The organism is Rummeliibacillus sp. TYF-LIM-RU47 (assembly GCF_008638315.1).
In the GTDB taxonomy this organism is placed as follows: domain Bacteria; phylum Bacillota; class Bacilli; order Bacillales_A; family Planococcaceae; genus Rummeliibacillus; species Rummeliibacillus stabekisii.
Genome location: NZ_VVIR01000001.1, coordinates 758502 through 773022, shown reverse-complemented (window position 1 = coordinate 773022; position 14521 = coordinate 758502). Strand labels below are relative to the sequence as shown.

General features: G+C 37.8%; 13 protein-coding genes. All 13 read right to left on the bottom strand.

Features of this window, described 5'->3' with window-relative positions; genetic code table 11:
• Positions 1-202 precede the first annotated feature (202 nt).
• The 13 genes from F0527_RS03755 to F0527_RS03695 all read right to left on the bottom strand — a co-directional run bounded on the left by F0527_RS03755 (position 203) and on the right by F0527_RS03695 (position 14482).
• Entirely contained in the window at positions 203-958 is a 756-nt protein-coding gene (locus F0527_RS03755) for a cell division protein FtsQ/DivIB (RefSeq protein WP_066785207.1), read from the bottom strand.
• A 22-nt stretch (positions 959-980) separates the two neighbouring features.
• Positions 981-2066 carry a putative lipid II flippase FtsW gene (ftsW, locus tag F0527_RS03750; protein ID WP_150283855.1) on the bottom strand — a complete coding sequence of 362 codons (1086 nt, stop codon included), beginning with the start codon at positions 2064-2066 and terminating at the stop codon, positions 981-983.
• An 11-nt stretch (positions 2067-2077) separates the two neighbouring features.
• Positions 2078-3442 carry a UDP-N-acetylmuramoyl-L-alanine--D-glutamate ligase gene (gene murD, locus F0527_RS03745; RefSeq protein WP_150283854.1) on the bottom strand — a complete coding sequence of 455 codons (1365 nt, stop codon included), beginning with the start codon at positions 3440-3442 and terminating at the stop codon, positions 2078-2080.
• Entirely contained in the window at positions 3442-4413 is a 972-nt protein-coding gene (mraY, locus tag F0527_RS03740) for a phospho-N-acetylmuramoyl-pentapeptide-transferase (protein ID WP_066785199.1), read from the bottom strand. Before mraY ends, murD begins: the two co-directional genes overlap by 1 nt.
• Before the next feature lie 76 nt (positions 4414-4489).
• Entirely contained in the window at positions 4490-6382 is a 1893-nt protein-coding gene (locus tag F0527_RS03735; RefSeq protein ID WP_190323450.1) for a stage V sporulation protein D, read from the bottom strand.
• 215 nt (positions 6383-6597) lie between these two features.
• Positions 6598-8721, bottom strand: a complete 2124-nt coding sequence (locus F0527_RS03730) for a penicillin-binding transpeptidase domain-containing protein (RefSeq protein ID WP_304621407.1) — start codon at positions 8719-8721, stop codon at positions 6598-6600.
• 32 nt (positions 8722-8753) lie between these two features.
• Positions 8754-9125: a cell division protein FtsL gene (gene ftsL / locus F0527_RS03725; RefSeq protein WP_066785194.1), complete on the bottom strand. Its 372-nt coding sequence runs from the start codon at positions 9123-9125 to the stop codon at positions 8754-8756.
• A 13-nt stretch (positions 9126-9138) separates the two neighbouring features.
• Positions 9139-10077: a 16S rRNA (cytosine(1402)-N(4))-methyltransferase RsmH gene (gene rsmH, locus F0527_RS03720; protein ID WP_150283851.1), complete on the bottom strand. Its 939-nt coding sequence runs from the start codon at positions 10075-10077 to the stop codon at positions 9139-9141.
• A gap of 21 nt (positions 10078-10098) precedes the next feature.
• Positions 10099-10530: a division/cell wall cluster transcriptional repressor MraZ gene (gene mraZ, locus F0527_RS03715; RefSeq protein ID WP_066785184.1), complete on the bottom strand. Its 432-nt coding sequence runs from the start codon at positions 10528-10530 to the stop codon at positions 10099-10101.
• Positions 10531-10841: 311 nt separating this feature from the next.
• Entirely contained in the window at positions 10842-12458 is a 1617-nt protein-coding gene (gene bshC / locus F0527_RS03710) for a bacillithiol biosynthesis cysteine-adding enzyme BshC (RefSeq protein WP_150283850.1), read from the bottom strand.
• A gap of 268 nt (positions 12459-12726) precedes the next feature.
• Entirely contained in the window at positions 12727-13110 is a 384-nt protein-coding gene (locus F0527_RS03705; RefSeq protein WP_150283849.1) for a DUF3397 family protein, read from the bottom strand.
• A gap of 3 nt (positions 13111-13113) precedes the next feature.
• Entirely contained in the window at positions 13114-14013 is a 900-nt protein-coding gene (locus F0527_RS03700; protein WP_150283848.1) for a ketopantoate reductase family protein, read from the bottom strand.
• A gap of 82 nt (positions 14014-14095) precedes the next feature.
• Positions 14096-14482, bottom strand: coding sequence for a transcriptional regulator (locus F0527_RS03695; RefSeq protein ID WP_066785173.1), 387 nt, complete (start codon positions 14480-14482; stop codon positions 14096-14098).
• Positions 14483-14521: the final 39 nt, after the last annotated feature.

Sequence of the window (14521 nt, the reverse complement as noted above, 5' to 3'; positions counted from 1 at the left end):
AAGAGGTTTTGGGGAATTGCCCATTTTATTTAAATCTACTATTGCAATAAAATATAGGGAAGAAAAAAATAAAACTTTTTTCAATCAATTAATGCTTAAGCTAAGATTACTACATTTGTAAGCTATTTAAAACTGATAATAATAGAAATAATGTAATTTTTAGATAAAAGCACTGAATTAACCAAATGCTTGTACTGTTTTACTATTTTTTGCTGTATTCATCACGATAAGATCGATAGAATGTACCTACTTCTAAATCAATGACACCTTTATCTTTATGTTTAATTTGAGAAATGATGGATGGATAAAATTTTAGCTTGGAAGCAAGAGATGAAATAGATCCCCTCACTTCAAAACCATCATTCATAAACATTTGAATAGCATAGGGATTTGAGTCGTTTGGTATTAGATTTACTTGTGATATCAATGCAGTTAATTCACTACTCAACTGTTTTAACTGATGAATCATCTTGACCCGGGTTTTTTTATTTTCAAAACCAACAAGTATTGGCATATCCAACTTTTTTGGTAGTTTACTTAAACGAAGGGTTTGTCCATTGTCAAGCACTAAACTGTATTGATCATTTTCTTTTAAGAAAGCTACATCTTTATGCTCCTTAATGGAAAGTGTAACAGTGTTGAGCCAACTTCTTTTGACCTCAACACTTTTTACAATTTGCTTACTTTTTATAAGCCCTTCAATTTTGCTACTTTTAAAATCCCATAAAGAATTACCTTTTTTTAAACCACTATGCTTTATGTAATAGTCTTTACTTTGTAGATGGTTACCTTCTACTTTTATTCTTCCAATATGGCTATATGGCGATTGAAAATATAGAAGAGTCAGTAAGGTAATTAAGAATATAACTATAAGTATGATAAATCGTCGGTTTGTTCTTTTTTTTCGGCGTTCTCTTAATGTTGGAATTCGTTCTTCAATATCAATTACTTTATCCATACTGACCACTCCCTTCTATAAATTAGCCTTCCCTCGAAAAGTTCCATATGATGCCAATCGCAATCCATGTTACCACAAGAGATGTTCCTCCATAACTGATAAATGGCAATGTGACACCTGTAACAGGCAATAAACCTGATACTACACCAATGTTCAGGAATGCTTGAAATCCAATCATTCCTATTAATGTAGCAATACTATACAGCGAAACTTTGAGGCTTGACTTGTAAGCTAATCTTAAGCCTGCGTAAATCAGCAAACCAAAAGCACAAATAATTGTCGCTGCCCCCAGAAAACCCATTTCTTCTGTAATAATGGAGAATATAAAATCATTTTGGGGTTCAGGTAAGTATAAATACTTTTGGCGGCTATTGCCAAAACCAAAGCCATATAATCCTGCCGGTCCTATAGCCATTAATGACTGTATCGCTTGAAATCCGCTACCTAAAGGATCTGACCACGGATCCAAAAAAGCCTCAATTCTTTTTAACCTATATGGTGCTGACAGGATCAATCCAACTAGCCCTGCGACGCCTGCAATAATTAAAAAAACATAAAACCGGAATGGATATCCTGCAATAAAGAATAACAAAAAGACAGATACAATTAAAATAAATGCAGATCCAAAATCTGGCTGTACCATTATAAGTGCTACTGGCAAAAACAGATAAAGAAAATGTTTCCAATGAATTTTAGATGCAGTTGCCTTTTGTTTAGACAGAATAAAACTCAACTTAATGATTGTAGCAATCTTCGTTAATTCCGAAGGTTGAAGACTCAGTGGTCCAAGAGCAATCCAGCTCTGTGATCCATTCCGGACAACACCAATCCCTGGAATTAAAACTGCTACTAGTAACAGTAATGATAACCAATAAAATAGTGTCCATGTTTTTTCTAGCTGAAGTCCTTTATAACGACCGCAAGCATAGAAAACGGTTAAAGCGATCGCTAAATAGATGAGTTGCTTTACTAAGAACGGCGCTGTTTGGCCATAATGGATTTTACCCCAGTACGAACCTGCCGAATATACAAAAACAATGCCAGAAGCAGTTAGAAATAATGCGGCAATGATTAACCATAAACGTTCACGCTGTAACAGGCAAGGCATCCTTCCTATTGTTAGTCTTTATATTCGTCTAATTCCATGACAGATTGGATAAATAAATCTCCTCTAGTTTCAAAGTTTGGATACTGGTCCCAACTTGCACAAGCAGGTGATAGAAGAATCACATCCCCTTCATTTGACAACTGAGCTGCCTTAGGGACGGCCTCCTGGATATCTGTTGCATATACAATGCTTTCAACGCCGCAACTTTTCGCAAAATCTGCAAAACGCTCTGCGGTTTGACCGAATACTACTGTAGCATGAACATTTGCCATGACAGGTCGAAGTTCTTCAAAGGAGTGACCACGGTCTAATCCGCCCGCAAGTAGAACAATCGGTTGGTTGAACGCAGCAAGAGCACTTCGCGTAGCTAAGGTATTCGTCGCCTTAGAATCATTATAAACTTTTCTCTTTCTCCATTCGCGTACAAACTGTGTACGATGTCTTACACCGGCAAATGAAGATAGGACCGATGCCATTTTCTCTTTTGGACAATCCATCAAAATAGCTGCTGCTACTGCTGCGAGGACATTTTCTAAATTATGCGCACCGGGTAATGCAATTGTGTCGCGTTTTAAAATTGGTGCGCCCTTCCAATAAATCATATCTTCATCAGCGCTAATACCCTCTTTGCTTACTGCTTTTGTTGTAAAAGGAATCAATTTTGCATTAGATTTTTCTGCATAGGAAGCTACAACTTCTTGGTCGGCATTATAAATCAAATAATCGCTACTATCCTGATTTCGCGTAATGTTGAATTTCGCTTCACCATATTCTTTCATGGTGCCATGGTAGTCAATATGTGCTTCGTATAAATTAGTCCAAATCGCAATTTTGGGTTTAAATGTTTCAATACCCATTAACTGAAATGATGAAAGTTCCGTTACTATTACTTGATCAGCCTCTGCACTTTCAGCTACTGTACAAGCCACTGTACCTATATTGCCAGCAATTAATGGCTTTAAACCGCCCTGTTGTAAAATTTCATATAGCAAGGTGGTTGTAGTCGTTTTCCCGTTTGAACCGGTAATACCAATAAAGGGTGCTTCGCTGATTAAATAAGCAAGCTCAACCTCTGTCCAAACTGGAATACCACGTTTTATAGCATCCTCTACAATAATATTGTTATACGGAATACCTGGATTTTTAATCAAAAATTCAAAGCCTTCGTCCAATAAATTTCCCGGGTGATGACCGCAAATAACAGTAATTCCTTGTTGAAGGAGCTTTTGAGCTTCTACATTTTCTTCGAATGGTTTGGCATCGTTGACTGTTACAAAAGCGCCCAACTTATGAAGCAATTCTGCAGCAGCCACCCCACTTTTAGCCAAACCTAATACTAGAACTTTCTTATGTTCCATCATAGATAGTTGTTTCATTACAATACCTCCGGAACCACTGCGAGCAATGCCGCCACTAATGCTGTTAACCAAAACGTTAGGACAATACGCCATTCCGACCAGCCTGATAGCTCAAAATGGTGATGTAGTGGACTCATTTTAAAAATTCGTTTACCTGTTAATTTAAAGCTTGCTACCTGTAAGATAACAGACAATGTTTCTAAGACAAAAATAATCCCGATGATCAATAGAAGAAGCTCTTGGCCAACAAGGATGGAGAGCATAGCTAATGCTCCACCCAGTGCCAGCGAGCCTGTATCTCCCATAAACACTTTTGCCGGATTTGCGTTGAAAAGTAAGAAACCTAATAGAGCTCCTACTACAGCAAACGCGAAAATAGCAATATCTAATTGGTCATTCAAGAGCGCCAATACTCCGTAAGCGGCAAAAGCAATAGATGCTGTGCCAGATACTAAACCATCCAATCCGTCTGTCAGGTTCACTGCGTTTGAGAAACCAACAAGCCAGAAAATCAGGAATAATACATAGATTGCCCCTAAATGGATTGCATAGTCAGTAAACGGTATTTGAATTGTATTATGGAAGGTACCTAATCTCATCAAGAAATAAGCTGCTACAGAAATAACGATTTGGCCAATCAACTTTTGTAAAGAGGTTAACCCCAAATTACGTTTAAAGATGATTTTTAAGCCATCATCTAAAAATCCAATCACCCCAAAACCTATTAAAACAATAATTAATATAATGGATTGTGAGGTGAACTCGCCTTTTATAAGGCTAATGATAAGGGTAGTCGCAATAATAGATAATAGGAAGATGACGCCTCCCATCGTCGGCGTACCCGCCTTTTTCATATGTGATTTCGGGCCTTCTTCACGGATGCTTTGGCCAAATTTAAATCGTCTTAACATAGGAATAATAATAGGGCCTAATATGACCGAGATAACAAAAGAAATTGCTAAAATAATTAGCATTGTTGCGATTGACATGAAAAAATTCTCCTTCTAAACTTCTTTAGTACATGTACTATCATAGTAGTTTCAGTTTCATTTTTAAAGACTAAGATTATTCTTTTTCTAAATAAACGTGAATAGTCCCATCTTTTACGATTTGTGCATCTGCTTCAGGTAGTTGAGAAACAATCTTCTCTCCCTCCCCATGCCATTCTATACGGAATGGATAAAGCATACCTGTAATTTCTTTTTTACTTTGGCCCACTAAGTCTGGAACGCGAACCTTTTCCACATCTCCCCAACGATATGGCTTTTCAATTTGTTTTTTACGATTTTTAATGCCAACAATCGGATGAATATCTTCAATAATTTGACCTACGATCGGAGCTGCAATGACGCCCCCGAACTGCGGCCCTTGCTTAGGATTATCAATCGCTACATAGACAACTACCTCTGGATCATCTGCTGGTGCAAACCCAATAAATGATACAATATACTCTCCATCTTTATAGCGTCCATTTTCAGCTTTCTGTGCAGTTCCTGTTTTCCCGCCGATTCGTAGCTGATCTCGGTAAGCCCCTCTGCCTGAACCGTTTGCAACAACAGATTCTAATGCAGCTCTAACCTTTGCGCTTGTTTCTTTCCGGATCACCTGATTCTTCTCAATTGGTTCATATGTTTTCAGTACTTCTCCATTATCCCCATTCACAATTCTTTTTACGATATATGGGGTCATTAATTTCCCGCCGTTTACAGCTGCTGCGACTGCTTGCACTTGTTGAATTGGCGTTACCGAAATCCCTTGGCCAAATGAGGTGGTAGCATGCTCTACAGGGCCATAATTTTTCGGTGAGAATAAAATGCCTGTCGATTCACCAGCCATGTTAGAGCCTGTAACTTGGCCAAAACCAAAGTTACGTATATATTGTTGCAATTTAGTTGGTCCTACTCGTCTTCCCAATTCAATAAATCCGGGGTTACAGGAATTTTCCACTACCTGTAGGAATGTTTCACTTCCATGGCCGGAACGTTTCCAACAGCGAAGGCGTGCCCCTTCTACATTGGCGTAGCCTGGATCAAAGAAGCTTTCATTTTCTAAGTTGACTGCATTTTCATTCAGTGCTGCACTTAATGTAATGATTTTGAATGTTGAACCCGGTTCATATGTCATCCAGACAGGCAAATTACGATTGTAGATACTTTGATCCACTTTCAAATATTCTGCTGGGTTATACGTTGGGAATGAAGCTAATCCCAAAATTTCGCCTGTATTTGGATTCATTGCAACACCAATTGCTTGATCTGCATTATATTTCTTCATCGCCTGCGCTAGTTCTCTTTCAACCACTTTTTGGACACCAACATCAACCGTTAATTCTAATGTGGCACCGTCCTGTCCCTTTTTCCATCCATCCTCTACATGCGGTAGGTTTGCTCCCTTTGCATCAGTAAATAACCGAATGGCTGACTCTTTCCCTAACAACAAGTCATTATACTGATATTCAAGTCCTGCCAGCCCCTGCATATCGCTGCCAGTAAATCCTAATAACCTTGACAGCAAAACACCATATGGATAGTCGCGCATATAATCAAGGCCCGTATATACGCCAGGGATTTGCAATTTTTGAATAGCTTCCGCTACCTCGTTGGAAATGTTCTTTCCTTCTGGCGCCAGTTTAACAATAAAGTCTTTCTTATTCAGCTTTTTCTCTAAAGCTTCTTTACTCGTACCTAGAATTGGAGCTAATTGTTCTGCTACTTTATCAGGTTCTTTATTTTGTGCAGGCATAAAGTATAATGTAGGCGCCAGCTTGTTCCCGACCAACAGCTTACCGTTGCGGTCAGTGATATTGCCCCGCAGACTTTTCATCGGCACTTCCCTGTCCCAATTTTCTTCTGCTTTTTTGGTTAAAAAATCATGCTGGATAAACTGAACCACAATCAATTTTCCGATCAACATTGCACCTAAGCAGAAAAAAATCAATACGACAATTTTCAATCTCATGCTTGCTTGTTTAGTAACCCACATAGTTCGACAAATCACACCTTTTTACATGTAAGATATGATTGCAAAAAGGTGACTATGCTTATCTTTGTTCATTTCACATTGTTCCATAAAGAAACTGTTGTGAAAGTATTGAAGTGTGTAAACCTCGACTCTTTAGCAATAAACGAAAGCTGGCGAACCATTTCTCCCTTATTAAATGGGCTTTCTACGACTTAATTATATTCATCTTCTGGTTTTTTCAATGTTACAGTTAATTTCGCATTTCCCTCATAAATAGTTCCTGGCTTGATGCTTTGTTTTGCACCAAATCCATCTCCACTTGTATGAATTTTAATTCCGGATATTGATTGATATGCCAATATATCTCGCAATGACCAACCTTTGAAGTTTGGAATTTTAATGTTGTTGCCATCCGTTTTAAGGAATACATGGTTTTTACCTAGTAAACTGCTTCCTTCCTGAGGATATTGTTCCAATACTTCACCGTCTCCGCCAATTTGAACAGGCTCCATACCTTGAGATTTTAACTCTTTGGATGCTGTTTTGCTGCTACCCCCTACATATTGGCCAACGATTATAGGTTTTTCAGTCTTCATTTTGGAAGGTTTTATATTTAAATATTTTAAGCTACTGCCCATGACTGTATTGAATACTTCTGAAGTTGGCTCAGAACCAACTTCTGTCATACCTAATTGCGGTTTTTTGATAGCAATATACATAATTAATTGAGGATTTTTCTTTGGCGCCATACCTAAGAAAGAATAAAGGAAACTATTCTTTCCCCAGTAATAGCCACCAGTAGGTCTTGGAATCTGAGCTGTCCCTGTTTTTCCTGAAACCTCATATTCTTTGCTTGCAAAATTCTGGGCAGTACCTTTTTTGGACGTAACAGTCGTTCCTAATGTATCTCTTACTTTTTTAGCGGTGGCAGCTGAAATCGGCTTACCCTTCACTACTGGCTCATGCTGTTGGATTACTTTCCCCGTGTTTGGATCGACGATTTTGTTAATCACATAAGGTTGCATCATTTTACCATTATTCGCAATAGCGGTAAGTCCTTGGATGAGCTGAATTGGTGTCACGGTAGAACCTTGTCCATAGGTTGTTGTTACTCGGTTAATCGGGTATTCATCCAAAATTTTACCTGTTGCTTCATTTGGCAAATCTATTCCTGTTTTTTGCCCGAATCCAAATTTCCCTAGATAGTTGATAAAGGTCTTATCTCCAATCTTTTTGAGCAAGTTTGCCATTCCGACGTTGGAAGAACGCTGAATACCCTCTAGATATGTAATTGTTCCCCATCCAACTTGGTTGGCATCTCGAATTGTACGATCATATACCTTGTATTGGCCTGATTGGAATTTATCATTTGGATTCCATTTTCCTTCTTCTATAGCAGTAGCAAGAGTAAACGTCTTCATCGTTGAGCCTGGTTCCAAGGTTGTTTCAGTTAATGAGTTAATCCAACTATTATTTAGACCTGCCCCTGTCTGAGGATTAAAGGTAGGCCGCTGTGATACAGCCAGAATTTCTCCAGTTTTAGGATTGGCAACTACAGCCATCATAGATTCAGGTTTATATTTTTCATAAACCTTCGTCATTGAAGCTTCTAGAAAGTTTTGGATTGTCCGATCAATGGTTAAATAAACATTCTCACCATCTTTAGCTGGTTGGATCATTTTTTTACTATTCGGCAGTAAATAGCCAAATAAGTCACTCTTATATTGTACATTTCCATCAACACCAGAAAGCTCTTTATTATAAATGGACTCTAATCCCATTTTTCCAACAGGAGCTTTTTCGTTATCTTCTTTTCGCGCAAACCCTACTAAATTCGATGCGAATACACCATTTGGATAGAAGCGTTTTTTGTCTTCCATCAAAATAATACCCGGTAAATGTTCTTTTTGAATTTTTTGCATGGTAGCGTGGTTAATATTACTACCTGCATTTCCAAACTCAACTTGCCATAAAGGTTTGTGCTTTGCATTATACTTTTTGAGCAGTCTTTCGTAAATTTCTTCTTCATCCATCTGTATATATTTTGCTAATACTGCAGCTGTTCTTCTTGGATCCACCACATGGATAGGCTTTTTTGAACCTTTTGATGCATCCGGGTTAACGGTAGCTGCAAGGCGATACGTCACCGCATCCTCTGCAATAATTTTACCATTCCGGTCTAATATGTTTCCTCTGTCTGCTGTAATTGTTTTTTTCTTTTCATATCTGGCAGCTGCTTTAGCGGCTAATTGCTGCCCTTCTACTTGCCCAGTGACTTGGATATAGAATATTCTAAAAAACATTAAAAAAAATAGAAGCCCGTAGATGATAAGCATCGTGGAGGCTCCCCATTGAAATTTGTTCTTTTTCATTGTCCTGACGCTACTTTCATGTTTTTTTCGTTCAATTTTAGGCCTAAAGCGTTTGCTTTTTTCCAAATACGATCATATGTTGAAAGTTCACTTATTTCCATAGACAATTCTGAGTTTTGCTTTTTCACTTCTACTATATCAGCTTCTGTTTTTTGAATATCGACTGTTGTGCTGTTGATAGAAGACTGGACATTCAAATTCCCTACAGCAATAAAAGCAATTGTAGCAGTCATTACAAGCATTAGAATTTTTTCTAGCTTGGTGATTCTTGATTTACGCGGTTTAGTGACAGTCTTTGGAATATGCTGTTCGGGTGCTACTGGTTGTTTTATATACGTATGATGTTCTCTTTGTTGTGGCAATCCCATATAATCAACTCCTTTAGTCTTTTACTCTTTCAATTATCCGCAGTTTGGCTGAACGTGCGCGATTGTTTGCTTCTAGCTCTTCCGTTGAAGGGACAATCGGCTTTTTAGTAACAAGCTTGATGGCTGGCTCCATATGGGCGGGAACAACTGGCAAACCTGGAGGTAAATCTGGCAAAGAAGACACCTCTTTAAATATGGTTTTGCATAGCCTGTCTTCGAGTGAGTGGAATGTAATCACGCTGACTCTTCCACCGACAGTAATGGTTTCAATCGCCTGTTGCAGGGAATCTTCCGCTGCACCAAGCTCATCATTCACTGCAATGCGAATGGCCTGGAAAATTCTCTTCGCAGGATGTCCACCTTTACGTCTTGCAGCTGCCGGTATCCCCTCTTTAATGAGATCAACCAATTCACCAGTTGTTTTGATTGGCTCATTTTTTCGTGCCTCTTCTATTTTGCGAGCAATTTGCTTAGAAAACTTTTCTTCTCCATAACGGTAAAAAATCCTAACTAAATCACTATAATCCCATTCATTCACCACTTCATATGCAGAAAGAGATGCTGTTGTATCCATCCGCATGTCAAGTGGTGCATCTTGATGATAGCTGAAACCACGTTCAGCTTGATCAAGCTGAGGTGATGAAACACCTAAATCATATAGAATCCCATCGACTTTAAAGATCCCTAAATTAGCTAACTCCTCTTGCAAATAACGAAAATTTGCATGTACGAATGTCACTCTGTCTAAGTATGGTGCTAGACGAATCTTTGCATTTTCAATTGCAGCTAAATCTTGGTCAAAACAGATGAGGCGTCCTTTACCAGATAATTGGCTAACAAGGTACTCACTGTGTCCTGCTCCTCCTAAGGTGCAATCCACATAAATCCCGTCCGGACGGATGTTCAATCCATCAACGGTTTCTTTCAGTAATACGGTCGTATGATTGAACAACTGAAATCCTCCTCTTGGTTGTTATAAATCAAAATCAATCATATTCTCAGCAATTTCATTAAAGGAATCTTCAGACTCGGCAAAGTAATCTTGCCATGCCTGTTGCGCCCAAATCTCAATGCGATTGGACACGCCAAGAATAACACATTCTTTTTCAATGCGGGCATGCGATAGCAAGTTCATGGGTATGTTGATACGGCCTTGTTTATCAATATCCACTTCTGTCGCTCCAGAAAAGAAGAAGCGCGTAAACGCTCGAGCATCTTTTTTCGTTAGCGGCAATTTCTTTAATTTATCCTCTAGCTTTTCCCATTCATCCATTGGATAACCAAATAAACATTGGTCTAAGCCTCGAGTGATGACAAAACCGTCTTTAAAATACTCTCGAAACTTTGCTGGGATAATTAAGCGGCCTTTTGGATCAATGTTATGTTGGTATTCTCCCATGAACATGATACTCACCCCACTATATGAAAATAGAGTACCACATTCCCCCACTTTCCACCACTAATTCATAGACAAATTAATGGCAAACATAAAAAATATGAAAATTGTCCTTGCTATTATGTATGCCTCAACATTTTAAACGTAAATGAGCTAATGTATGCGCGTTATCGGGATTTTATGGTTGTTGCCCCTTCTTAAATAGACATCTTGGTCCATATTTAAACCAAAAGCTTTATATTTCTTACAAATTAAAAAGACAAAAGGCATTGAGACGTATCTCCCCATGCCTTTTGTCGAATCTTCCTGAGCATATTGTTCTATAAAAATACAGCCTTGTGTTTGCTGTTAAATGAAAATGGTAATTTCATTAGATCTTGGATAAAGCTTTCACCATATTCATTCATAAATAAGAAGGGATTAAATGTTCTCTCCTGTAGGCCGCCTCCTGGCAATAGGCGATCTTCTACTAATCGATATCTTCTTAATTCCACATCATGCTGAAGAAGGATTTCTCGTTCAATCTTCTTATTTAAAAAGTCTAATTGTTGTTGATGTATAGACAGGTTTTTCTCTGCTAATTTTTCTAACTGTATATCATTATTGCGCATATGTTCTAGCAGTCCATCATATTGTTCGCGTAATAAGTCCATTGTTTGGTCAATCATCTCTTTAGCGCTTACATCATATACATCCGCTTCATAGGCTCCTTTTAGCAAAGTTGCTTTACCTGCCAAGGCATCCGCAACAGACAAACCTAACTCTCCTAATACATGTTGTACCTGTCTATCTATAATTGAAACGTTTAAACGAGGCACAAAAACAGGCACTTTCATGTCTAACAATGCGAAAGCATCCTTTAAGGTAGCCCAGTAGGCCAACTCACCAGGCCCGCCAATAAATGCAAGTACAGGAAATACCATATCCTGCATTAATGGTCTAGTCACTACATTATTGCTCAATTGTTCAGGGTGCTTATTAGCGATTTCTAGCATATCATTTTCACTAAATTGGACATTTGCTATATGATTTATAAATTTGCCATTATGATGTTCTAATAAGAATCGCTCGCCATCTCGCACATAAAATAAATTGGCTGCATCCTTTGCTGCACCAATGGGAGTCCCATAGCCAAGCTCGGCAAAATCCGCTTCCCGCCGAGTGACGACATCTGCAATTTGCTTTGTATGCTTAATCAATTTTTCAAAATAAGGAGACTCATAAGCACGCAATTTAGGATCCGCAGCATCAACAAACAAGAGCCCTTGTTCTTTAAACAGCCAGTTCATAAGAGCTGTAAAGAAATCCGTATACGTGTTGCTTTCTACTAGAAATTGGTCGATTTGCTTCAAAAGCTTTTCAGTATACGCTGTCTCGCCATATTGCTTGAATGTCTCTTGGATAAATGAACGTACTTCTTCCTTATCTAATACTGTTGTAGAAGCCATTAATTTCTTTTTTGAATTGCTTCTATAGATATGCTTTTCTAGTCTGCCATTAATCGCTGTAAAGGTATGATTAATTTCGTCAATGTCATGGTCTTCGCCAGCAATCCAAAACACAGGTACAACAGGCAATCCAAGCTTTCTTCTCTGTTCTTTTGCAAGCAGAATAACCGATAATGCTTTATGTACAGAATACATGGGCCCTGTGAGTAAGCCAGCCTGCTGGCCACCAATCACCACTACTGCTTGGTCTTCTAATTCTTTTAAATGTTCTTCTGCCTTCTCTGAAACGCCAAACGGTTTCATATAGTCACGAACAATTGCAGCCAATTGTTGTCTTCTTACAGGGTGGTTTTGTATATCCTCTAGTCGTTTCGAAAAGGAATCATCTCTATTTGCATAATGAAAAAAGGGAAGAATGGATGACTTTTCTTCTGTATAATCTTTTAGTAAAGGATTCGTTATAGGAATCTCAACTTGTTCCAATTTCATATTTTGTAAACTCCTCTATAATGGTTAGCTATATTGAAGTATATCATTTAAACACCTGTTAACAAAAAAATACGCTCATTCACAAACGTAAGAACTAAATAACAATTTTTTGTAATTGATTAGGCTTTAAAAGTAAAAAAGAAGCACTTTATGTTCAGTTAACCATAAGGTGCTTTTCATCGTTTGTTTTAATTATATACAGCTTATTCGTGCTAAACAAAGTCTATTCTTCGCATTTTAAAATTGTTAAAACGTGCTTGCGCTTGAGTTAATACAGCTCAATAACCTTTTGAATAATAGCGGCTAAACATATACCTATGTATGCAGAGGTTAAAATCAAAAACATTAACCGCCAGATTTTACGAAATAGCTTTATTAAATCAATTTCTTTGCTTTTTATCCATTCTACTATAGTTAGGATCATCGCAATAAAAATCCCGAGTATAATGACGATAAAGCCCAAGTCAAAATGCCATATTAATTTAGTAAGGGCAGGAATGGAGAAGAACAATAGTAAAGTTGTTGCGTCTGCTGCCTTACTAAAAGCATTTGACTTTTTGAAAAGTTTCTTAAAAACGAAGTAGACAAACAAGAATAGGAAAAAAGGAAAAAGAATGAATGGATACGCAATCAAAGATAAAAGTGCTATCACATCTTATTCCTCCTTTCCTTCCAGAGCTAGCAACAAGAGATAGAGTGTTTTAAGCATAGGCAAATCATGCCCTCTTTCTTTTGCCAACTCCATAACTCCTCCAACAATTGTGTCTATCTCCATTTTTCTGCCATGGTGATAATCTGCAAGCATAGATGAAGTATTCTGAGAGGTATTTTTGCAGATTTGTTCTATATTACTAAATGGCAACATGTTCTTTTGTTCTGGAAATGCTGAGACTATTTCAAAATACAGCTCTTTTAATATTCTATGATGAGATGGTAGGCGAATCAGATCACCATTGGGAACTTGTAAAAGTGTTGTTAGTGTATTAATTAGGCAATTAACAATTGTTTTGCGCAACAACATTTCTAAATAATTTTCAGAAAAAGAAATAGGTAAGTCGCTTGCTGTTAGACGCTGACACTTTTCGTTATTCCATGCTTCACCTTTAAAATTGGCAATATTAAAGATACCAATGCCACGATGAATCACTTTGTTGCTATTTACTTTCTCTGCTCCGAATTCAATGGTCCCCATTAATATATTTTTTTGTTTTAAATTACGAGCAAATTCTATATGTTTAATTCCATTTTGGATAAATAATAGGATTGTTTCTTTTGGTAGCTCATCAAAAAGCAGCTGCATGTCTCGTAAATGATGATATTTAACAGCCAGAATCCAGATTGCTTTCTTATTTAAGTTCTGCGGGTTAGTGGTAACGCCTATTGGAAGCGTCTTTTCTTCGCCAACATCGTTAATAAATGTTAAACCGCCGCCAGATTGGATTGCCTTACACTGCTCTTTAGAATGTACCAGCACGTCTACATTGTGCCCATGTTCAAAAAGCTTACTTGCTAAGACTAGTCCTATGGCTCCTCCTCCCACTATTACGAAATCCATTTCGACACCTCTTCATTCTGCTCTAGATCGGTTACTATACCATTGCTATTATACTGTTACAAAGCAAAAAAGGAAACATCGCCTAGATGTTTCCTTTTTTTAAGAATTTAGACCCTGTTTCGAGCCACTGGAGCACTTCTACATGATCATGCTGCAATTGCTCATGCTTTTCTTTTAATTCATAGTAAGCTTCTGATAATTGATCAAAACTAGTTAAAGCTTGCTTCAAATGTGTTCTCATCATTTGTTTTGGCTGAGATTTTGCATTTTCTAGTTCTTTTTCGTAAACCTTGCGTAGTGTTTTATTCCATCTAAACCCGCAGGCTTGTTTTGTGCGTCCTAATGCTTCTGCCGCTTCTTGAAATCCAGCTAACTGTGATCTTCCTTCACTCACAGCCTGTAATATAATGTTCGCTAACCTATCATCATCTTGCTGTAACCATTGATCTTTTCTTTTTTTCACTTCCATACGAATCACCTCGCATTTTTTATTACTATATGCGAGTTT

Bases quoted from the DNA above. Each gene is read 5' to 3' on its own strand.
- F0527_RS03755 (WP_066785207.1), bottom strand. From the start codon at position 958: ATGGATAAAGTAATTGATATTGAAGAACGAATTCCAACATTAAGAGAA.
- ftsW (WP_150283855.1), bottom strand. From the start codon at position 2,066: ATGCCTTGCCTGTTACAGCGTGAACGTTTATGGTTAATCATTGCCGCA.
- murD (WP_150283854.1), bottom strand. From the start codon at position 3,442: ATGAAACAACTATCTATGATGGAACATAAGAAAGTTCTAGTATTAGGT.
- mraY (WP_066785199.1), bottom strand. From the start codon at position 4,413: ATGTCAATCGCAACAATGCTAATTATTTTAGCAATTTCTTTTGTTATC.
- F0527_RS03735 (WP_190323450.1), bottom strand. From the start codon at position 6,382: ATGAGATTGAAAATTGTCGTATTGATTTTTTTCTGCTTAGGTGCAATG.
- F0527_RS03730 (WP_304621407.1), bottom strand. From the start codon at position 8,721: ATGCTTATCATCTACGGGCTTCTATTTTTTTTAATGTTTTTTAGAATA.
- ftsL (WP_066785194.1), bottom strand. From the start codon at position 9,125: ATGGGATTGCCACAACAAAGAGAACATCATACGTATATAAAACAACCA.
- mraZ (WP_066785184.1), bottom strand. From the start codon at position 10,530: ATGTTCATGGGAGAATACCAACATAACATTGATCCAAAAGGCCGCTTA.
- bshC (WP_150283850.1), bottom strand. From the start codon at position 12,458: ATGAAATTGGAACAAGTTGAGATTCCTATAACGAATCCTTTACTAAAA.
- F0527_RS03700 (WP_150283848.1), bottom strand. From the start codon at position 14,013: ATGGATTTCGTAATAGTGGGAGGAGGAGCCATAGGACTAGTCTTAGCA.
- F0527_RS03695 (WP_066785173.1), bottom strand. From the start codon at position 14,482: ATGGAAGTGAAAAAAAGAAAAGATCAATGGTTACAGCAAGATGATGAT.